This window comes from Halomonas sp. H2 (genome assembly GCF_050215315.1).
In the GTDB taxonomy this organism is placed as follows: domain Bacteria; phylum Pseudomonadota; class Gammaproteobacteria; order Pseudomonadales; family Halomonadaceae; genus Vreelandella.
In genome coordinates this window covers 1,156,510-1,174,927 of the sequence record NZ_CP189760.1, presented here as the reverse complement: position 1 = coordinate 1,174,927, position 18,418 = coordinate 1,156,510, and the positions used below count along the sequence as shown (strand labels likewise).

Below are 18,418 nucleotides of genomic sequence, written 5' to 3'. Positions count from 1 at the left end.
CCTGGCTAGGATGGTACCGCGATGAAAATTCCCACTTTTTTTCGAACGCCTCAGCGGCTGAGTTTGACATGGCGGGTTATCGCGCTAAGCAGCTTACTGCTTTTAGCATTGGTTATACTGTTTACTTGGTTAAGTCATGAAACGCTCACTCGTCAGTTTCAGGAAAACCGGAACCAACACCATGAACGCCAGCAGCGTGAGATTCGTTTAGTGCTCCTTCATTCGACGGAGAATCTACGCCAGTTAGCCGGCTTAGCCGCTGCCTCAGCAAGCCTGGGCCCTTCCTTACAAGCAGGTAATACAGTCGATGTGGAGCAAACACTGGATTCACAGTGGCCCGCGCTACAACTGGAAGCAGGGATTGATGAGATTTTAATCATTAATACCAGCGGTCAAGTGTTGGGTAATTGGGGAACCATAAATTCGCAAGCGCAGCTTCCCATACTGAGCTGGGTGAGGCAGGTCATGCATACCGAGCGGCCGCTAACCACCCTTCGGTGCTCCGCTAGTTGCCAACAATTTGCTGCTGTGCCGGTCTTAGTGGAAGGGGAAAGCGTCGGCATGGTAGTACTGGCTCGTTCATTAGCCGATGTTACCCGGCAAGCCAAAGAAGTGTCGGGCAGCGAAGTCGCGCTACTCGTCACTGGTTCAGTTGATGAGGAGAATATAACAGCTCTACGACAACTGAACGCTTGGGATGGTTATCTATTAGCACTTACAAGCGAAGAACAAAGCTTAGCGCCTTTGCAGCAAGCAGCAGACGCCGTGCCTATTCGCCGCTTGATGGAAGCACCACTAAGCCTTGAGTATGATGGTAAGCAGTTGGAAATTAGCGCAGTGCGCATGGAAGATAATAATGATCGTAACAGCACGGGCTTTCTTCTACTGATATCCGATATTACTGAACAAATTGAAGCTATTAATCAGGACACGCGCACACTGTTGTACGTTGGCGTAATTGGTTGGATTGCCGCTGAACTACTGCTATTAGCCATTCTCATTGGCCCCATGGCTCGACTGCGCAGAGTGGCGGGGTTGCTGCCTACACTTGCCGACGGGGAGTTTAGCGCTGTACGTTTCGCCATTCCCGACTATCGCCATCGTCTTCCTGATGAAATTGATGTGCTCGAAAGCACTACACTTGATCTCTCAAACCAACTTGAAATGCTAGAGAATGAGATACAAAAACGCGGTGTCCAACTAGCTGAACGAATTGACGAGCTCGCCAACGAGCGCGATTTCGTTAATGGCCTGCTGGACACGGCACAGGTGTTTATCGTTGTTCAAGACAGTACTGGGCGCATTAGCCTAATCAATGAGTATACCCAATTGATGCTGGGGCTTGATGAACCCGCCTTACTCGGACGCCACTTTATGGAAGTGTTCGCGGCTGGCGCCCCTACCGCGCTGAATACGTTTTCACTTCCTCTACAAGAGGAAAAAACGCTGCTTACACCTGACCACAACACTCACACCATCGCTTGGTATCACGCTCCCTTGCCAACTGGCAGCGATGGAAAAGTGTCGCGCATATCAGTAGGACTCGATATTTCCGAGCGTAAAGCTGCCGAAGCTCGCCTAATATGGCTTGCCGAACGCGACCCTTTGACTGAACTGTATAACCGTCGCTATTTCCAAAACGCGTTGCAGACAGCCATCGAACGCCCTGACAATGTACAGGGAGCCATACTCCTGCTGGACTTAGATCAATTCAAGGAGGTTAACGAACTTAGCGGGCATCATGTGGGGGATAAATTACTTTGCGCAGTTGCGGACACCCTCTTCCATCATCTTGGAAGCCGGGGCGTCATCGCGCGCTTGGGTGGCGATGAATTTTCGCTGCTTCTAGAAGATATCAACGCCGAGCAAGCGGTCAGAGTCGCCCAACATATTGCTCAATTGTTAGACGGCATCAGCTTTTTAGTCGGAGAAAGGCGGCACCGGGTAACTGCCAGCATCGGCATTGCTCTATTTCCGCACCACGGAAGTTCGCCTGCCGAGCTAATGGCCAGCGCCGACGTGGCCATGTATAAGGCTAAAGCAAGCAACCTTCAGCACTGGCATCTACTCTCGAAAATGGAAAATGCTAAAGATGAACTACAAGAACGCGTTTACTGGGTTGAACGTATTCGTAATGCACTTGAAGAAAATAGTTTTGAACTAATGGTGCAGCCCATAATGCGTTTAGAAGACCAAGATATAAAACATCTCGAAGTGCTGCTGAGAATGCGCGATGAAGATGATAGCCTCATTTCACCTGCGCACTTTATTCCAATTGCCGAGCAGAGTGGTCAAATCGTATTAATTGATCGCTGGGTGTTGCGACACAGCTTAAAAGCGGTTCTTCGTCACTTCACGTGGATTTGGCCTGATCGAATAGGCGGCCCACCGGGCTGCCAATCAGGTAGATCATGGCGATAAAGTTGGCCTCGTTCCGGTAGCCACGTGCCCGTGACCGAGCCGCTTGGAACAGACCATTCATTCCTTCCAGTCTTGCGTTCGTCAGTCCCGAGAGCCAGCGTCTGACCACCGCGTCGGCGTGCCGCTCAAGCGTCGCCAGGGCTTTCCCCATCGGCTTCAGCAGTGACTTTTCAGACACCGCCGCCTGCATGACCTTGAGGTAGTTCGTGATGCGCCACCGAGCCGCTCTGGGCGTTGGAGCCTTCTGGATCCAGCGTAGCTTCTCCTTGATCACCCAGGCATCGGCCGTGGCGCTCTGATCGGCCACCAACTCCTGGAGCGCCGAAAGCTGTTTGGGTGTCAGGTTCTTGTTATCCAGGTTCTTCAGCAGGGCCCAGCGCAGCGACTTGGGGTGCCCCTGCTCCCGGCGCTCTTTCTTGCGTACCTCGTCCAGCCGCTTGGTGAAGGTCTGTACGATATGGAACCAGTCGACCGTTACCTCGGCCTTGGGAAGGTGCTCGGTCACGCCGCTAAGGAAGGCTGGCGACATATCGCAGACGACCTCGACCACATTATTCGGGTCGCCGCCATGGGCCGCCAGGAAGGCGCTGAAAGCCTGGATGGCATCCTTGCCGCAGCCTGGGACGGCAAAGATAACCGGTTCCCGCTTGCGCTGCATGTCGAGGAACACCGTGACATAGCGATGACCGCGCCGGGAGGCGGTTTCGTCCACGCCGACCGTCACCACCTTGGACAGATCCAGTTCCCCCAACATGCGGCCAACGTAGTGGTGCACGATGCGCCATAGTCGTTTGTCGGAAATCTCCAACTGGCGGGAGACGGCCAGTACCGGCATCTCCTTGACCAGTGACATGGCCGCTTGCTCGAACAGCAGGGTAAAGTCGCTGCCCGGCCGGGCCCAGGGCACCTCTATGCGCTTGACGCCATGGTCAGGACACTTCGTGCGCGGCACGCGAGCATGCAGGTAACAGTGATGCTGAAAGAAGTTCAGATGCCGCCAGGTTTTGTCGGCAAAGTCATGAGCTTGGCAGGCCTTACCACATTCTGGGCAGGGATAGAAACTGCCTCGCTCCGCCTCGACATAGAGGTTCAGGCGGTGGGGCGACACGGCGGTATCCAGGTACTGGTTCTTGAGGATCCAGGGCGCTTCCAAGCCCAGGCCGAGTGTTAGAATCTGGGTGCCGTCCATGTCATACCTCCTGCCGCTGTGGAGGTCATATTCTGGCCCAGCTCAGGGGGCGAATTCCACACCCAACGTCGAAGAGCCTTAAAAGCACTCAGCCAATTGCAAAACCGCGGTATAACGTTAGCTGTTAACCTTTCGGGCCAGTCCCTCCACGACGAGGGGTTAAAGCAGTATTTAGCCGATGAACTGGCTACCAGCGGCGCTGACCCGCACCATCTTATTTTAGAAGTAACAGAAACAGCCGCAGTTACTGATTTTTCTACTGCGCGAGGTGTGCTTCAGGCAGTGCGAGACCTTGGGTGCCGTACCGCTCTTGATGACTTTGGGGTGGGCTTCAGCAGCTTCCATTATTTAGGGCAGTTGCCCGTTGACTATATAAAGATCGATGGCTCTTTTATTCGCAGCTTGCTGATTAACCCTGATAGCCGCGTTATAGTTCGTGCTATTGCCGACATAGCTAAAGGCTTCGGCAAGCAAACTATCGCCGAATTTGTTGACCAAGAAGCTTTATTACCAATATTAAAATCTTATGGAATAACATATGGTCAAGGATTTCATTTAGGCAAGCCATCACAGCTTATAAAACTAATAGCAGAAAATAGTTAAAAACTTAAAATATTCTTTCACTACAGAGCAATACCTAATGATACCAATTAAAACCAGCACTATCAAAAATCCATTAGGAATGCCCTCCAAACTGAACATTGACCCATGTCAGTTTGACACAAACTTCAAGTTAATTATTGCTACTACGCCAGATGAGAAAGAACGAGCATTCTTATTACGACATCACGTTTTCAATGAGGAGTTGAATTACAACATCGGTGACAAAACAAGTTCGACGGTAGAAAAAGATTCACACGACACACACTCATTACTCTGTCTACTCCAGCATAGAGAAAGCGGCATGGATGTGGGTTGTTTAAGAGTCGTTTTTATAGATGAGGCCATGAACAGTTTTTCTAAAAAACTACCATTTGAAGAGTATTGTAAAAATAGTTTAACAAACCCAAAACTCCACCCTAAGAATCTCCCCCAAGACACTATTTGTGAAGTTTCTCGCTTGGCTGTCCACCCTTTATTTAGAAAGAAAAAATCAACTATCGAAAGTAATATTTGCAACACAGAAAACACGCATCAAAAAAATGAATCTCTGAATCAATCAATTATCAGCTTAAGCCTATTTCTTGCGGCAACTGCTCTTGTTGGCTTAGCCCGAATTTCTCACAGGGGATAATAGAAAGCGGCTGAAAGTGTTATTATTTCAGGACGTTACACCAGAAAAAACACCAACAGCCGCTATCCAAAATGGTACCTGAAAAACTGACCTTCTCGCCACTCTCTCGCCGTCAAATTGAAGCCGATTTTTCGTAAGCGCCCATAAATCGGCACCTACAGCCACGCCCTGAAATTGCCCACACTGATTTCCTCGTAAACACCAGGAGGAATCAGCATGACACACGCCGAACGCAAACGTCTCTGGCAGCAGCATATCGAGGACTGGCAGGCGTCGGGTTTGTCCGGCATGGCCTACTGCCAACAGCAGTCACTAACCTATTGCCGCTTTGTTTATTGGCGTAAAAAGCTGACCGAACCGGAGGCGTCGTTTCCGGAGCAACCCGTGTCGTCGCCCGGCTTTGCCAAGGTATCGGCAGTGCCTGGCCCGGAGTCGTCAGAAGGATTAACGGTGTCATTGCCCGGCGGTGTCTCAATCACCGGTCTGCACGCTGGCAATGTAGAATTGCTGGGCGCTGTTCTGAGGCAACTGTAATGCGCCACCGGTACCTTCGCCCCTCCTGGGACCTGCCGGAGATTTACCTGTATCGACAGCCCATCGATTTCCGCAAACAGGCCAACGGCCTGGCGCTGATTGTCGAGCAGGAGTTAGGTCATAATCCGTTCTCCGGCGCGCTTTATGCGTTCACCAATCGACAGCGGAACAAGATCAAGTGCCTGATGTGGGAGGACAACGGCTTTGTGCTCTATTACAAGTCCCTGGCCGAGGAGAAATTCAAGTGGCCGGGGCCGTCGGATGAGCTGATGCCGCTAGACGGCGAGCAGATCAACTGGTTGCTGGACGGCTACGACATCACCCTGCTGCAGGGCCATAAAACCCTGCATTATGAGAGCGTTGGGTAGCACTTTTTAAGTGTGTCAGGGCGTTGTTTTTGCTATAATTTCGCCATGAAAATAACGCCTGATAACACGCCCAAAACACCCGATTTCAGCGGTCTCTCGCCCGCTGAAATGGCGGCGGTTATCAACGATTTGCAGGAACAACTGGCCGCGAAAGAAGCGGCTCTGCAGAGTCAGTTGCAGCAGCATGATGAGACCCTCCAGCGTCGCGACAATTACATCGCCATTCTCGAAGAGCTGCTGCGCCACAAGAAGATCCAGCAGTTCGCCGCAAGCAGTGAAAAACAGCCCAACCAGATCGTGTTGTTCGATGAAGCCGAGCTGGAAGTGGCGATTGACGAACTACGCGACGAACTCCCTGACGATGTGGAAGAAGCCGATGCGCCGCCTCGCTCCCGCAAGCGCCGTCAACGCGGCTTCTCCGACACGCTCTTGCGTGAGCGTATTGAGCTAACCCTCAGCGACGACGAGAAAGCCGGCGCCAGCAAGACCTTCTTCACCAAAGTGAAAGAAGAGCTGGAATATATCCCGGCCCAACTGAAAGTTCTGGAGTACTGGCAGGAAAAGGCCGTGTTCGAGCAGGACGGCGAAGAGCGCGTTATCGCTGCCGCCCGGTCTACACACCCGCTGGGCAAGTGCATTGCCACACCGTCACTGCTGGCTTACCTGATCATCTCCAAGTACGCCGATGGCCTGCCATTGTACCGGCAGGAGCAGATGTTCAAGCGCCTGGGTCATGACCTGAGCCGCACCAGCATGGCCCACTGGATTATCCGTCTGAACGACGTGTTCAAACCGCTGATGAACCTGATGCGGGAAACCCAGAACGGCAGTGACTACCTCCAGGCCGATGAAACCCGTATCCAGGTCCTCAAGGAGGATGGTAAAAAAGCCCAATCGGACAAGTGGATGTGGGTGACCCGGGGCGGGCCACCGGGTAAACCCTCGGTACTGTTCGATTATGACCCATCCCGTGGCGGCCAGGTGCCAGTGCGCCTGCTGGATAACTTCCAGGGCATCCTGCAAGCCGATGGCTACTCCGGCTATGGGCAAGTCTGCCGTGAAAACGGCCTGACCCGCATCGGTTGTTGGGACCATGCCCGACGTAAGTTCGTGGAAGCCTCCCGGGCCGCGCCAGCCAAGGGCAAAAAAGGCCAGCCATCGAAAGCCGATGTGGCCCTCAGCCACATCCGCAAACTGTACGCCGTTGAGAAAGCCGCGAACGAATTGAGCGACGCCGAGCGCTATCGGGTGCGTCAGGAAAAAAGCCTGCCGCTGCTGAGCACCTTCAAGGCCTGGCTGGAGAAAAACGCCAGCAAGGTGCTGAAAGGCTCGCTCACTCGCAAGGCCATGGACTACACATTGAACCAGTGGGACACGCTAGTGGGCTACTGCAAACGCGGCGATCTGAAGATCAGCAATGCCGGTGCCGAAAATGCCATCCGTCCGTTCGCTCTAGGCCGAAAGGCTTGGCTGTTCGCAGATACCTCGCAGGGCGCGAAAGCCAGCGCCACCTGTTACTCACTGATCGAAACGGCCAAGGCCAACGGACTGGAGCCGTCGGCTTACATCCATCATGTGCTGACGCACATCGCCGATGCAGTTACCCTCGAACAACTCGAAACGCTCTTGCCCTGGAATGCAGAGCTGCCGGCTTCAAAAAAAGCGGCTCAATACGGTTAGGGCAAGTGGGTCGGTTTAATGGCGCTTACGATTTTTCCGGCGGTCACATCACCTCCGATGCCGGACTGTTTTTGCTGCGCGAGGTCGATAAACAACATCGCCTGACTCGCCGACTAGCCTCGGTACTTCACGATCCCCGGGATCCAGAACAGATTCGCCACCGGCTAGACACCATGGTTCGTCAACGGGTATTTGGCGTGGCCGCTGGATACGAAGACCTGAACGATCATGAAGCCCTTCGCTTTGATCAAGCGCTGCAAACGGCGGTTGGCCAGGACGACTCCTTGGCAGGCAAGTCCACGCTGTGCCGGATGGAGCAGCAGGCGGATCGGCAGGCGATAGTGAAGGCCCATCAACTACTTTGGCACCACTTCATCGAGCAGCACGAGGAGCCACCGGCGGAAATTGTGTTGGACTTTGACGGTACCGATATCCCGGTTCACGGCGAGCAGCCGGGCAAGTTCTTCAACGGCTACTACGACCACCATTGCTACTTCCCGCTGTATGTCTTCTGTGGCCGCCATCTGCTAGTGAGCTATCTGCGTACCAGTGACCACAGCGACAGCCATCACAGCTGGGCCATCCTGGCGTTACTGGTGCGCTTTATTCGCCAGTACTGGCCCGATACGCGCCTTGTGTTACGAGGTGATAGTCACTTTTGTCGCTCCCGGATGCTCAACTGGTGCGATCGGCATCACGTTGACTATATCGTGGGTATCGGCAAGAACAGTCGGCTGCTCAAGGAAGTGGATGTGCCCATGATGCTGGTGCGCAAGACCCAATGGCAGGTGGGAGGGAAAGTGGCAGAGACGTTCCGCTTCCAATATCAAGCACACGCCTGGAAGTATCCACGCTGGGTGGTGGCCCGTCTGGAAGAAGGCGAACTGGGCTCTAATCCCCGGTTTATCATTAGTTCCCGTTATGACGACGGCTTCAAGCTCTACTACGAGCAGTACTGCGCTCGGGGCGACATGGAGAACCGGATTAAAGATCAACAGCTGAGCCTGTTTGCTGATCGTACCTCCAGCACGCACTGGTGGGCCAATCAGTGGCGTCTGATCTTATCGGGCTTTGCCTATACGCTGTTCGAGCGATTACGAACACACCTGAAAAAGACGCCCTTCGCGCGTATGAGCCCGAGCAATCTGCGGCTCAAGCTGATCAAGGTGGGGGCCGTCATTATCCGCAACACCCGGCGAATCCGGGTGCTGATGAGTGACAGCTACCCTTACAAGGCGGAACTATCCGATCTCGTCAGGCGGTTGGCTCCGGGCTGACTGCTCGGGCTCCCCCGGCCCGACTCAATGGGGGGAAGGGGGAAGTGTGTCTGGACGGTGGAAATTGGTTAAATAGTAGACAATCTGAGCAGTCGTCATAGGCCGTTGGCGGTATTACGACCTATTTATGCAGCTCATTGAGGTGCAGTGAGAAATCCGGGTTAGCTCAGAGAAGACATGTTTTTGCTATGCTTGAGCCAAGGTTTAATAGACTCCTCAAAGCCTCAGGTCTTCATTTCCAACAGGTAGGAGAAATAATAAACCATTGTGGCTTTCGAGCTGCTTATTACATTGACCAACATAAAGCGGTAAAAAATCTTCCTAGTCAACTAATACCATTTTACGCTTATATCGAAAAAGAACTTACTATGCAAATAAATACAGAAAACTAATTTTAAAGTTAAAAGGCTGGAAAACCAGCCTTCTTTCTCGATAAGAATTGGAAAATAATTAATAAAACTGCTCTATATCCTTACCCTCTCGTCATCAGCATTGCTAATTAACGCTGTATTTTTAAAATCATTTACCGTAACGCTGGTAAATTTTTCTAAGAAAAATACCAGGGTTTCAGGATAACGAAATTGCTCTTCAAAACGCTCTTGGCCTTCTTGTGACCGTCGCGTCACACTGGCTTGATAGCCACCATTTAATTTCGTCACCTTAACACTGTTCTCGCGATCTTTCTCACGGTGAACGGCGGTTAACGGTGACTCCCCTGTTAACATGGCATCAAGCTGGCGGGCAGCCGCTCTCTCTTCTTCGCTCGCCCATAAAGGCTGATCACGCTCGCCGTAGTGGTAGAGCATGATGGCTAACAGGACTGCAAAAATACTACTGGTTAGCATCCATGTTAATAAAACACTTGATAGCGGCGTAGTTAACATAACAAATAGCTGAATTACAATACCTACCGCGAGTACCCCTGCTAGCGGCCTCCACATGCGGGGGTTCATAAATCTGCGCTTTAAAATATAACCCCAGAGCCCAATCACGGCTAACGCCCCCAGCACCAAATACACAGGAGCAAATAGCGTTCCTCCCCCGGCTATAAGAGCGATAACACCAATAATAAGTATTAAACTATAGAAGGCGGCTAAAAGACGGTAAGCGCGATCAAGGGTCATGTACGATCTCCATGCTAGTTGGCCGGTGGAGCTATCTCCCCAGCGGCTTTTTTTGTTATCGGCATGCTAATAAAGCCTTGAACTGCAGTATAGGCGATAACGGCAGTTCGTCACTGTTTTCGAGGTCTTTAGCGCAACGGGTTACAGCCGCGATTACAACCCCTGTGCGCCTCGGCGCAGCCAATCATGCACAAATGCGAGCTTATGCCGGGCAGCCTCCGAGAGTACAAAAGGGTAAAGATCAGGTAATCCCATAGAGCGATTAACATGATTAACCCCCACAGTGAGCTCTGCTGCCACATAGATCAAACGCTCAGCGTCTGGCTCCGCATAAGGTTCCCACTGGTGACTGGGAAGCTCTGGTGAAGAAAGATTCGATGCTGCAAAGCTATCGGCTATATCGGTTAGATGAAGCAAGTGCGCAGCGGTTTCAGCCCAATCCTCATGAGGGTGCGCTGAAGCGTAGGTGGTTAAAAAACTATCTTTCCAGCTAGGCGGTGGGCCATCGTTATAGTGGCGCTGAAGCGCAGCAGTATAATCCTGACGCTCATCACCAAACATTTCACGAAAAGCGACAAGAAAGTCTTCTCTAAGGCTAAGCCGCCACCAAAGCATATGCGCTATTTCATGACGCATATGACCAATCATCGTACGATAGGGCTCTTCCAACGCCTCGCGCCGTGTGGTGACCAGTACAGGATCTACTTCAGCCACGCTAATAGTTACCACGCCTTCTACATGCCCCATCGGTACAGGTGCACGCCCCTCTGCGAGCAGGTGGAAAACAGGCGGCGCACCTGGGTCTTCAGGGCGAAACCAGTGCCAACGGCCTAAATTATCGAGCACCCAACGTTTAGCCGCTTCGGTTTTCGCCCAGTTTTGCATTGCGTTGGGAATGCTGGGGTCGGGCGCCAGCGCAGTCATAGCGCACGAGCGGCAAAAAGCGCCCTCTTCAGGCGCTATCCAATTACAACCGATAATCTCTCGATTGATGCAAAAAGGGGGCATTGGCACAAAGGCACGAGCCTGGGGATCATAGGCCACGGGCGTGCCATCAGCGGTCGCGAGATTGTCGAACCAAAGGGAGCCAGAACCGACGGGATTAGCAAATACGCGCATACGGCAAAGCTCCTGAACACGATAAAAAGACATCCCTGAGTAACTGAGCACTGCCTTTCCCAAAAACCCTATTAGAAAGGTGCCCATGCCGCTTATTTCATTCCAAAGCTATTTCATTTCAAAACCGCGCTCGACCAAGAAGTCACGCATGTGAGGACGCAGCTTGTTATCGAATAGCGGTTTAAGATTGTGCGACCAATCAGAATCTTTATTACTACTGCTGCGAGCCTGATAGTAAGCCTGCATAGTCGTGTCGAAGTCCTTCACTTGCTCACCGTCTTCAGTGTAGTAGTCTTCCTTTAGAATCGCCTCTACTGGCAGGCGAGGCTTTACCTCAGGCTCATGGTCGGGATAACCCAGGCACATACCAAACACTGGATAAACATGCTCGGGGAGGCGCAACAGTTCACTAACCTGTTGGGGGTTATTGCGAATACCGCCGATGTAGCAGATACCCAACCCTTCGGACTCAGCGGCTACCGACACGTTTTGCGCCATCAGCGCCGTATCTACCGTTGCCACCAGCAATTGTTCGGTCATACCCCGCACAACATTGGCGCCGGTGTGCTCAGACGCCTCTGTGGGCCGCTTCATATCAGCGCAAAATACTAAAAAGTCCGCACAGGTAGCGACATAGTTCTGGCCACCCGCCAGCTCAGCAATCTGCTCACGGTTTGCCTGATTTTTAACATGAATAACGGTATATGCTTGAACATGACTAGAGGTTGCCGCGCCTTGACCAGCTTGAATCAGCTCGACCAGCAACTCTCGTGGAATCGCGCGGTCACTAAATTTACGGATAGAGCGGTGAGATTTCAGTAAGTTAATAACGTCGTTCATGGTTTCTCGCTTATCTGGGTAACGCTGATCTGAATAACTACGGCCTACAGAGTAACAGATTTGTATAAGATGACAGGATTAGCTTGCTGCGCTCAATACCGATTAAAGCAGATGGAGAATCGCGTCACGAATGCCGCGTTGAGCTACCCATAACTCACACCTCTGAAGCAGTATAAATGCCGCATCACGCAGCAACCCATGGGTATCGGAATGACTCCGATGGGTGAATTAATATCGTAATGCGGCATATATAGGGTCATATATAACCTTTAACGGTCTTGATGTAGCACCATTACCACTTGCTAAAAAACATCTAATTTAATAAGACTAACCATTCGCGCCTTTCAGTGTCGCCATATCAATCACGAAGCGATAGCGTACGTCGCCTTTTTCCATCCGCTCAAAGCCTTCGTTAATCTTGTTGATATCGAGCATTTCGATATCGCAGGTAATGCCCTGATCGGCGCACAGCGTGAGCAGTTCTTCGGTTTCGGCAATACCGCCAATCAGCGAACCGGCAACCACACGGCGCTTGAAAACGAGGTTAAACGCTTCAATAGCAGGCTCAATGGGCTCCAGCAGGCCAACAATAATATGCGTACCGTCATACTTCAGCGAGGTTAGGTAGGGGTTGAGGTCGTGCTGTACCGGCACGGTGTCGAGCATAAAGTCGAAGGTTTCAGCGACGGCGTCCATCTGCGCTTGGTCACTGGAAACAACGACGTGGTCAGCACCGTTACGCTTCGCTTCTTCAACTTTGGCGTCGGAGCGGGTGAACACGGTAACTTCAGCGCCTAGTGCTTTAGCCAGTTTAACGCCCATATGGCCTAAACCGCCCATGCCGATCACACCGACTTTATGACCTTTACCTACGCCGTGGTGCTTAAGCGGTGAATAGGTCGTCACACCCGCACACAGAATCGGCGCCGCTGAGGCTAGATCAATGCCATCAGGCATTTGCAGCACAAAGTTCTCACTGACCACGATGGAATCTGAGTAGCCACCCTGGGTCATAGTGCCGTCCTGACGATCTTCGCTGCCGTAGGTCATCGTGAAGCCTTCCAGGCAGTACTGCTCTACACCGTCTTTACAGGCAGCACAGGTGCGGCACGAATCCACCATACAACCAACGCCCACCAGGTCGCCGGCTTTAAAACGCGACACTTTATCGCCAACAGTGGTCACGCGGCCGACAATCTCATGACCAGGCACCACGGGGTACTGGCTCATCCCCCAGTCATTGCGGGCAAAGTGCAGGTCACTGTGGCAAACGCCGCAGTAAAGAATTTCAATTGCTACGTCATCGGGGCGGGGCTGACGACGGTCAAAGGTAAAGGGGGCTAACGGCTTATCAGCAGCAAATGCCGCGTAGGATTTGGCTTGGCTCATCGGTGAAACTCCTTATCATCAAAAGACTGCCGTATAAATCAGCAGGCATTTCCCCCGCGTGCGAGGCATGCCGATAGTATTGGCCTAATCCATTCAGATAGCGATGAACGAAGCTACGCCATTTTTACCCATTCCTCCGATAGCACGTAATAAAATAACAAAAAATAGCCAAAAATCGTTATGATTATACAAAATCTACCAGAAACCAGAGAGCAACAACCATGGCCTCCACCGTTCAGGCTGGCAATGCGCTGGCTGACGTTATCGCACCACTGGTAAAAGGCGACGGTATCAATGCCACGCCGCTACCCGGCGTGTCGTTACTCTGTTTAAGCCGCCATCAAGTACGGACACCGCTACTTTATGAGCCCAGCCTGACCATCATTGCCCAGGGGCGCAAAATGGGCTATTTGGGCGATCGAGAAATCCATTACGATCCCGGCCACTATTTAGTTCAAACGCTACCACTGCCCTTTGAGTGTGAGACCTACGGCTCACCGGAAGCTCCGTTGCTGGGTATATCAGTACGCCTCGATCCAGCACTGTTAAGCGAGATGGTCACAGCTATGGGTGATGCCGGGCATCACGACCAAGCACCGTTACCGATGGCTTCAGTGGTCATGACAGAGGGCATGCAGGATGCCGTTTTGCGCTTGGCACGCACGCTAAATGCAACGGTTGAGTGCAACACAATGGGCACAGCACGTATACGTGATGTGGTATTTGAGGCGTTAAAGGGAGAGCAAAGCCAAGCATTGAGGGCACTGGTACTGGGGCATGGCAACTATTCACGCATTGTGCGGGTTCTCTCCAAACTCCACGCTCACTTTGCCCAAAATTTTAGCGTAGAACAGTTGGCCGCACAGGCCAATATGAGTGCGTCGACGTTTCACCAGCACTTTAAGCAGATTACCCGCTCGTCACCGGCTCAGTACTTAAAACGACTGCGCTTAATCAAAGCCCAGCAGTTGCTGCTGCAGGATAATCACAACGTCAATCAGGCCGCTGCGGCGGTGGGTTACCGCAGCGTGCCTCAGTTTAGCCGTGACTATAAGCGCTACTTTGGCGAGCCTCCGCTTCAGCATCGCCGTCAGGAGCAGGCGTTACGCGCTTAAAACGAGATTCAATGCAGCGCTTACTTGGCAAATACCTGACTCATATCTTTAAACGCCTTAAACTCCAGGGCGTTTCCACACGGGTCGAGTAGGAACATAGTGGCCTGCTCACCCACTTCGCCTTTAAAACGCACATAGGGCTCAATCACAAACGGTGTATCGCGCGCTTTCAAGCGCTCGGCCAGGGCTTCCCATTCGTCCCACTCCAAGATCACGCCAAAGTGTGGCACGGGAACGTTGTGCCCATCCACCGGATTGGTGTGAGCACTCTCTTGTCCCGGCGTTTTCGGCTGCTCATGAATCACTAGCTGATGGCCAAAGAAATTAAAGTCGACCCACTGTTCGCTGGAACGGCCCTCTTCTAGGCCGAACACGTCGTTATAAAACGCCCGCGCCAGCGCAACATCATAAACGGGAATTGCCAAATGAAAGGGTGAAAGGCTCATGCAGGTCTCCTGATTGTTTCGTTTTTATCAAATGGTGGGCACTTTATGCCGCCACGCTGTATGCATCCTAGGACGGCGCATGGGAAAATAAAATCAATAACTATTTGGCTGATTCACAAAAAGGATTTATCAATGATCCGTGAGTTAAAGACGCTAGTGGCTGTCGCCCAGGAAGGCACATTTGCAGCGGCGGGCAATAAAATAGGCCTGACTCAGGCAGCCGTAAGCGCACAAATGAAACGTTTGGAGCAAGAGCTGGGTGTTGATCTATTTGAGCGCAAAGGCCGCGCGGCTATCTTGACCCAACGGGGCCAAGAGACGTTGCAGCAGGCTAACGCCTTGTTAACCCTTTACAGTACACTTGGGGCTTCGCTAGCCGGGCCCACCACGCAACGCGTCACTATAGGTGCTATCGCTTCCATTCAGCGCTCACTACTCCCCGATATACTTGCGCGCTTTCATCATACCTTTTTAGAGTGCCGTACCCGCGTAGTCCCGGGGCTCTCCATGGAACTGGTCAACCAAGTCGACGCTGGCGAGCTGGATATGGCGGTGATTATTCGTCCGCCCTTTTCACTGCACAGCGATTTGCGCTGGACACCCCTGGCCCATGAGCCCTTTAGGCTAATCGTGCCGTCTCAAGTGAGTGGCGGCCAGTGGCGTGAATTAATCACCCGTGAGCCGTTTGTCCGCTACGATCGCGCCTCGTTTGGCGGTCGCCAAGTGGAGCGCTTCTTACGCGATAACCACTGCAATGTGCGCGAAGTATGTGAAGTCGATGAACTAGAAGCTATCGTTAAACTAGTCGCCAAAGGAGTGGGCGTTGCCCTGGTACCCCAGGCAATAGCGCAGCAACGCTGGCCAGCAGGAGTGCATGCCATCGATTTGGGCGAGCGGACGTTTCACCGCGATATTGGTTTAATTCACCCTTCAAAAGGCCATTTAAGCGAACCCGCTCGAGCACTTGCTCAACTGATTAGTGACACCGCGCAGCGGCCTGATACTTAAGATTAGCGCGACTAAATTAAATTCAACGGAGCTAATATATGAAACCAGAGGATCTGGAAAAGTTAATCACTCGCACCATGCCCTTTGGCAAGTATGAGGGACGTTTAATCGCCGACCTCCCAGGCCCCTATCTAAACTGGTTTGCCCGGGAGGGGTTCCCTTCAGGAGAGATTGGCCAATTGCTGCATTTGATGCAGGAAATTGACCACAATGGCTTGGGCCCGCTACTTGATCCACTGCGAAAAACGCCGAGCCGGCGCGGCGAAACTTAGCGCTAATAATGCTTATAGTCGCTCCTATGTTAGCTTTTATGATCGTTGTTGCGTTCATTCAGGGCGCGCTGAAACTCAGCTTGGTAAGCCGTTTTGTGGCCAGCGGTATCAGCAGGAAAGCGCCCTAACGCGACGGCTAACTCAAAAAAACCAACGCCAGGCATCCCCTCGCCCCGGCGGCTGACGACCAGTGCCGATATAAACGGCTTTTGCTGCGCGGCATCTTCACGCATTAACTGCTCAAGCGCACGGGTTACCTGGGCGATGGTACGCGGTGGCGTTAACGTCAGGGCAGTCGCCACCTGCTGATAAGTCATTGGCAGTGCTTCCCGTGGTGCACTGAGGAGCAACTGGCGTATAGCTGCCGCTTTATCGGTCATGAAAACCCTATTCGCTTAATATGTGTGCTAAGAATACCGGAATACGATGCGATAAGGAGAAGACATGTCCCCCCTCTGCAAAGCCTCACGCCCCCGTGGCGGCCGTTGGCCAAGCCTATTCGCGGCTATAAGCGTACTCTTTTTATTCGCAGCGGTATTGATGATGGCGGGTGCAGGTCCGGCCTATCGCGGTGAGCTTATCTCGTTAGGCGAGGCGTTTAACCTCTTGCGCAACGGCGTTTATGCCGCAGGTGGCGCAGTGGCAATAAGCCTAACCGCGCTGCTATTAAGTATGTTTGCTCGTCGCACTACGCCAGCAGTGGTAGCGACGCTGGTGATTGTTAGTGCCGCCGCGCTACTTTACGTGCCGTGGCAGCACTGGCAACGGGCTCAAAGCGCGCCGCCCATCCACGACATCACCACTGACATGCAAAACCCACCTCTCTTTGAGGCCTTGGCCGATGCACGCGAGGCCGCGCCTAACGCGATCGACTACCCCGGCGAAACAACCGCTAGTCAGCAGCGAGCGGCATACCCCAACATTGGGCCATTGGTTCTCGACGCTCCCCCGCAAACGGTGCTGGCGGCTGCCCAAGCAGAGGCGGAAGAGGCTGGCTGGCGCATCGCCCGAATTACTGACAAGCACATAGAAGCCACCGCGACAACGCGCTGGTTTGGCTTTCAAGATGACGTCGTCATTCGCTTTACTGAAGTTGAAAACGGCGTGCAGGTAGATATGCGCTCGGCATCACGCCTTGGCGCCAGCGATGTGGGCACCAACGCTGCACGTATTGAAGCATTTCTAACGGCGCTTGAGGCAAGACTCCGATAACGGTCTTTCTGGGCTTAATTAGTGCAATGAATCCGGCCTGTTGCCGCTTTCGCGAGCCAAAATTTGCTCAGCATCTAGGGCTGCAATAGGCACTTGGTGCTGAGTGGGAATATCGCCGCTTAATTGAAGCGCTTGATAACGCAGCGCACAAACGCGTAGAAACGAGGTAAAGTTACCCAAATCGTGCCCAGCATCAATAGATTCATGATACAGCCGGGTAATCATCTGAGCCGTGTTCATTCCATCGCGCTGGGCGATCTCTTCAAGAATGTACCAGAAATAATTTTCCATTCGGACGCTGGTGACCATCCCATCAATACGCAGCGAGTGCGTCGCACTGCGCCACAGTTCAGGGTCGGCTTGAACAAATAGTTTACACATGGGAATTGCCTCTCGGCGAATTAGTACCCGTACAAATGATGAGTGTAGCGGGCGACCGTTAGCCTAGCCAAAACAACACAGTGCGCCCAGCAGGTGCCGGGCGCAACCGTCGTTAACCGTGCTGATAGGCTTACTTATTCAGTAGCGCCATAAACTGCGCAAGCCATGCCGGGTGGGCAGGCCACGCGGGTGCAGTAACCAAGTTCCCATCGGTGACCGCATCGGTTACTTCCAGACTGGCGAAGTGGCCACCCGCTAGCTCTACCTCTGGCTGGCAAGCTGGATAAGCGGAACATTGCCGACTTTCCAGCACCTTGGCGGCGGCTAATAACTGCGCGCCATGGCAAATCGCAGCCACGGGCTTATTGGTCTCAAAAAAGTGCTGAACCATGGTTAGCACCTCTTTGTTTAGGCGAAGATATTCCGGTGCCCGCCCGCCGGGTACTACTAAGGCATCGTAGTCGGCGGGGTTAGTAGCGGCGAAATCAGCGTTCAGTGCAAAGCGGTGGCCAGGCTTTTCAGAATAGGTTTGATCGCCTTCGAAATCATGGATCGCCGTTGCCACAGTGTCGCCCGAGGCTTTCCCAGGGCAAACAGCATCGACACGGTGGCCGACAGCCATGAGTGCCTGAAACGGCACCATGGTTTCATAATCCTCAGTGAAATCGCCGGTAATCATTAAAATGCGCTTGCTGCTCATCTCAGTGCTCCTCTTATTTATCTTATGGTTATGGGTCGAGTGTTTGAGCACACGCGGAGCGTGTTAAATAAGACTAGCAAGCGCCTTTTGTCAGTGGGTAGTAAGCCAC

The 18,418-nt window shown here is 52.6% G+C and carries 19 protein-coding genes and 1 pseudogene; 11 read left to right on the top strand and 9 right to left on the bottom strand.

The window, feature by feature from the left end; all coding sequences use genetic code 11:
• Nucleotides 1-21 precede the first annotated feature (21 nt).
• Nucleotides 22-2,421 carry a diguanylate cyclase domain-containing protein gene (locus ACQE2I_RS05345; protein ID WP_427030427.1) on the top strand — a complete coding sequence of 800 codons (2,400 nt, stop codon included), beginning with the start codon at nt 22-24 and terminating at the stop codon, nt 2,419-2,421.
• Here ACQE2I_RS05345 and ACQE2I_RS05340 read toward each other — a convergent pair.
• Nucleotides 2,354-3,610 (bottom strand): ISL3 family transposase, encoded by a 1,257-nt coding sequence (locus tag ACQE2I_RS05340; RefSeq protein WP_427029281.1) that lies wholly within the window; start codon nt 3,608-3,610, stop codon nt 2,354-2,356. The genes ACQE2I_RS05345 and ACQE2I_RS05340 overlap by 68 nt on opposite strands.
• 69 nt (nt 3,611-3,679) lie before the next feature.
• On the opposite strand from ACQE2I_RS05340, the pseudogene ACQE2I_RS05335 reads away from it, so the two are divergent.
• The 6 genes and pseudogenes from ACQE2I_RS05335 to ACQE2I_RS05310 all read left to right on the top strand — a co-directional run.
• Nucleotides 3,680-4,213 (top strand): annotated as a pseudogene (locus tag ACQE2I_RS05335) (EAL domain-containing protein); the annotation flags it as partial.
• A gap of 37 nt (nt 4,214-4,250) precedes the next feature.
• A complete protein-coding gene (locus ACQE2I_RS05330) occupies nt 4,251-4,844 on the top strand; it encodes a PEP-CTERM/exosortase system-associated acyltransferase (protein ID WP_427030426.1) in 594 nt (197 codons plus the stop codon).
• Between the two features lie 216 nt (nt 4,845-5,060).
• Entirely contained in the window at nt 5,061-5,378 is a 318-nt protein-coding gene (gene tnpA / locus ACQE2I_RS05325) for an IS66 family insertion sequence element accessory protein TnpA (protein ID WP_427028101.1), read from the top strand.
• Nucleotides 5,378-5,746 carry an IS66 family insertion sequence element accessory protein TnpB gene (gene tnpB / locus ACQE2I_RS05320; RefSeq protein WP_427028100.1) on the top strand — a complete coding sequence of 123 codons (369 nt, stop codon included), beginning with the start codon at nt 5,378-5,380 and terminating at the stop codon, nt 5,744-5,746. The genes tnpA and tnpB overlap by 1 nt, the downstream gene beginning before the upstream one ends.
• Nucleotides 5,747-5,791: 45 nt before the next feature.
• On the top strand, nt 5,792-7,426 hold the full coding sequence (gene tnpC, locus ACQE2I_RS05315; RefSeq protein ID WP_427028099.1) for an IS66 family transposase: 1,635 nt from the start codon (nt 5,792-5,794) through the stop codon (nt 7,424-7,426).
• A 5-nt stretch (nt 7,427-7,431) separates the two neighbouring features.
• The gene (locus tag ACQE2I_RS05310) at nt 7,432-8,703 is read left to right on the top strand and encodes an IS1380 family transposase (protein WP_427030425.1); all 1,272 of its coding nucleotides are present in this window, start codon (nt 7,432-7,434) and stop codon (nt 8,701-8,703) included.
• Nucleotides 8,704-9,167: 464 nt separating this feature from the next.
• Here the strand turns inward: ACQE2I_RS05310 and ACQE2I_RS05305 are convergent, their stop codons facing one another.
• The 4 genes from ACQE2I_RS05305 to ACQE2I_RS05290 all read right to left on the bottom strand — a co-directional run bounded on the left by ACQE2I_RS05305 (nt 9,168) and on the right by ACQE2I_RS05290 (nt 13,175).
• The gene (locus ACQE2I_RS05305) at nt 9,168-9,827 is read right to left on the bottom strand and encodes a hypothetical protein (protein WP_427030424.1); all 660 of its coding nucleotides are present in this window, start codon (nt 9,825-9,827) and stop codon (nt 9,168-9,170) included.
• Between the two features lie 153 nt (nt 9,828-9,980).
• Nucleotides 9,981-10,946, bottom strand: coding sequence for a zinc-binding metallopeptidase family protein (locus tag ACQE2I_RS05300; protein ID WP_427030423.1), 966 nt, complete (start codon nt 10,944-10,946; stop codon nt 9,981-9,983).
• Between the two features lie 108 nt (nt 10,947-11,054).
• Nucleotides 11,055-11,786: an oxygen-insensitive NADPH nitroreductase gene (gene nfsA / locus ACQE2I_RS05295; protein WP_427030422.1), complete on the bottom strand. Its 732-nt coding sequence runs from the start codon at nt 11,784-11,786 to the stop codon at nt 11,055-11,057.
• 327 nt (nt 11,787-12,113) lie between these two features.
• Nucleotides 12,114-13,175: an NAD(P)-dependent alcohol dehydrogenase gene (locus ACQE2I_RS05290; protein WP_427030420.1), complete on the bottom strand. Its 1,062-nt coding sequence runs from the start codon at nt 13,173-13,175 to the stop codon at nt 12,114-12,116.
• 221 nt (nt 13,176-13,396) lie between these two features.
• Here ACQE2I_RS05290 and ACQE2I_RS05285 point away from each other — a divergent pair, with 221 nt between their 5' ends.
• Nucleotides 13,397-14,290 (top strand): AraC family transcriptional regulator N-terminal domain-containing protein, encoded by an 894-nt coding sequence (locus ACQE2I_RS05285; protein ID WP_427030419.1) that lies wholly within the window; start codon nt 13,397-13,399, stop codon nt 14,288-14,290.
• Between the two features lie 20 nt (nt 14,291-14,310).
• Here the strand turns inward: ACQE2I_RS05285 and ACQE2I_RS05280 are convergent, their stop codons facing one another.
• Entirely contained in the window at nt 14,311-14,736 is a 426-nt protein-coding gene (locus tag ACQE2I_RS05280) for a VOC family protein (RefSeq protein ID WP_427030418.1), read from the bottom strand.
• 132 nt (nt 14,737-14,868) lie between these two features.
• Here ACQE2I_RS05280 and ACQE2I_RS05275 point away from each other — a divergent pair, with 132 nt between their 5' ends.
• Nucleotides 14,869-15,744 (top strand): LysR substrate-binding domain-containing protein, encoded by an 876-nt coding sequence (locus ACQE2I_RS05275; RefSeq protein ID WP_427030417.1) that lies wholly within the window; start codon nt 14,869-14,871, stop codon nt 15,742-15,744.
• A gap of 38 nt (nt 15,745-15,782) precedes the next feature.
• The gene (locus ACQE2I_RS05270; protein ID WP_427030416.1) at nt 15,783-16,016 is read left to right on the top strand and encodes a DUF3820 family protein; all 234 of its coding nucleotides are present in this window, start codon (nt 15,783-15,785) and stop codon (nt 16,014-16,016) included.
• Between the two features lie 29 nt (nt 16,017-16,045).
• Here ACQE2I_RS05270 and ACQE2I_RS05265 read toward each other — a convergent pair whose 3' ends face one another.
• Nucleotides 16,046-16,396, bottom strand: a complete 351-nt coding sequence (locus ACQE2I_RS05265; protein WP_427030415.1) for a hypothetical protein — start codon at nt 16,394-16,396, stop codon at nt 16,046-16,048.
• A 64-nt stretch (nt 16,397-16,460) separates the two neighbouring features.
• Here ACQE2I_RS05265 and ACQE2I_RS05260 point away from each other — a divergent pair, with 64 nt between their 5' ends.
• Entirely contained in the window at nt 16,461-17,228 is a 768-nt protein-coding gene (locus tag ACQE2I_RS05260; RefSeq protein ID WP_427030414.1) for a DUF1499 domain-containing protein, read from the top strand.
• A gap of 18 nt (nt 17,229-17,246) precedes the next feature.
• On the opposite strand, the gene ACQE2I_RS05255 is transcribed toward ACQE2I_RS05260, so the two are convergent.
• Entirely contained in the window at nt 17,247-17,609 is a 363-nt protein-coding gene (locus tag ACQE2I_RS05255; RefSeq protein WP_427030413.1) for a ribbon-helix-helix domain-containing protein, read from the bottom strand.
• A 130-nt stretch (nt 17,610-17,739) separates the two neighbouring features.
• Complete coding sequence (locus tag ACQE2I_RS05250) at nt 17,740-18,309, bottom strand: DJ-1/PfpI family protein (protein ID WP_427030412.1); 570 nt, start codon at nt 18,307-18,309, stop codon at nt 17,740-17,742.
• Nucleotides 18,310-18,418: the final 109 nt, after the last annotated feature.

Excerpts from the sequence above, each read along its gene's own strand:
- ACQE2I_RS05345 (WP_427030427.1), top strand. The coding sequence starts at position 22 with ATGAAAATTCCCACTTTTTTTCGAACGCCTCAGCGGCTGAGTTTGACA.
- ACQE2I_RS05340 (WP_427029281.1), bottom strand. The coding sequence starts at position 3,610 with ATGGACGGCACCCAGATTCTAACACTCGGCCTGGGCTTGGAAGCGCCC.
- ACQE2I_RS05330 (WP_427030426.1), top strand. The coding sequence starts at position 4,251 with ATGATACCAATTAAAACCAGCACTATCAAAAATCCATTAGGAATGCCC.
- tnpA (WP_427028101.1), top strand. The coding sequence starts at position 5,061 with ATGACACACGCCGAACGCAAACGTCTCTGGCAGCAGCATATCGAGGAC.
- tnpB (WP_427028100.1), top strand. The coding sequence starts at position 5,378 with ATGCGCCACCGGTACCTTCGCCCCTCCTGGGACCTGCCGGAGATTTAC.
- tnpC (WP_427028099.1), top strand. The coding sequence starts at position 5,792 with ATGAAAATAACGCCTGATAACACGCCCAAAACACCCGATTTCAGCGGT.
- ACQE2I_RS05305 (WP_427030424.1), bottom strand. The coding sequence starts at position 9,827 with ATGACCCTTGATCGCGCTTACCGTCTTTTAGCCGCCTTCTATAGTTTA.
- ACQE2I_RS05300 (WP_427030423.1), bottom strand. The coding sequence starts at position 10,946 with ATGCGCGTATTTGCTAATCCCGTCGGTTCTGGCTCCCTTTGGTTCGAC.
- nfsA (WP_427030422.1), bottom strand. The coding sequence starts at position 11,786 with ATGAACGACGTTATTAACTTACTGAAATCTCACCGCTCTATCCGTAAA.
- ACQE2I_RS05290 (WP_427030420.1), bottom strand. The coding sequence starts at position 13,175 with ATGAGCCAAGCCAAATCCTACGCGGCATTTGCTGCTGATAAGCCGTTA.
- ACQE2I_RS05285 (WP_427030419.1), top strand. The coding sequence starts at position 13,397 with ATGGCCTCCACCGTTCAGGCTGGCAATGCGCTGGCTGACGTTATCGCA.
- ACQE2I_RS05280 (WP_427030418.1), bottom strand. The coding sequence starts at position 14,736 with ATGAGCCTTTCACCCTTTCATTTGGCAATTCCCGTTTATGATGTTGCG.
- ACQE2I_RS05275 (WP_427030417.1), top strand. The coding sequence starts at position 14,869 with ATGATCCGTGAGTTAAAGACGCTAGTGGCTGTCGCCCAGGAAGGCACA.
- ACQE2I_RS05270 (WP_427030416.1), top strand. The coding sequence starts at position 15,783 with ATGAAACCAGAGGATCTGGAAAAGTTAATCACTCGCACCATGCCCTTT.
- ACQE2I_RS05265 (WP_427030415.1), bottom strand. The coding sequence starts at position 16,396 with ATGACCGATAAAGCGGCAGCTATACGCCAGTTGCTCCTCAGTGCACCA.
- ACQE2I_RS05260 (WP_427030414.1), top strand. The coding sequence starts at position 16,461 with ATGTCCCCCCTCTGCAAAGCCTCACGCCCCCGTGGCGGCCGTTGGCCA.
- ACQE2I_RS05255 (WP_427030413.1), bottom strand. The coding sequence starts at position 17,609 with ATGTGTAAACTATTTGTTCAAGCCGACCCTGAACTGTGGCGCAGTGCG.
- ACQE2I_RS05250 (WP_427030412.1), bottom strand. The coding sequence starts at position 18,309 with ATGAGCAGCAAGCGCATTTTAATGATTACCGGCGATTTCACTGAGGAT.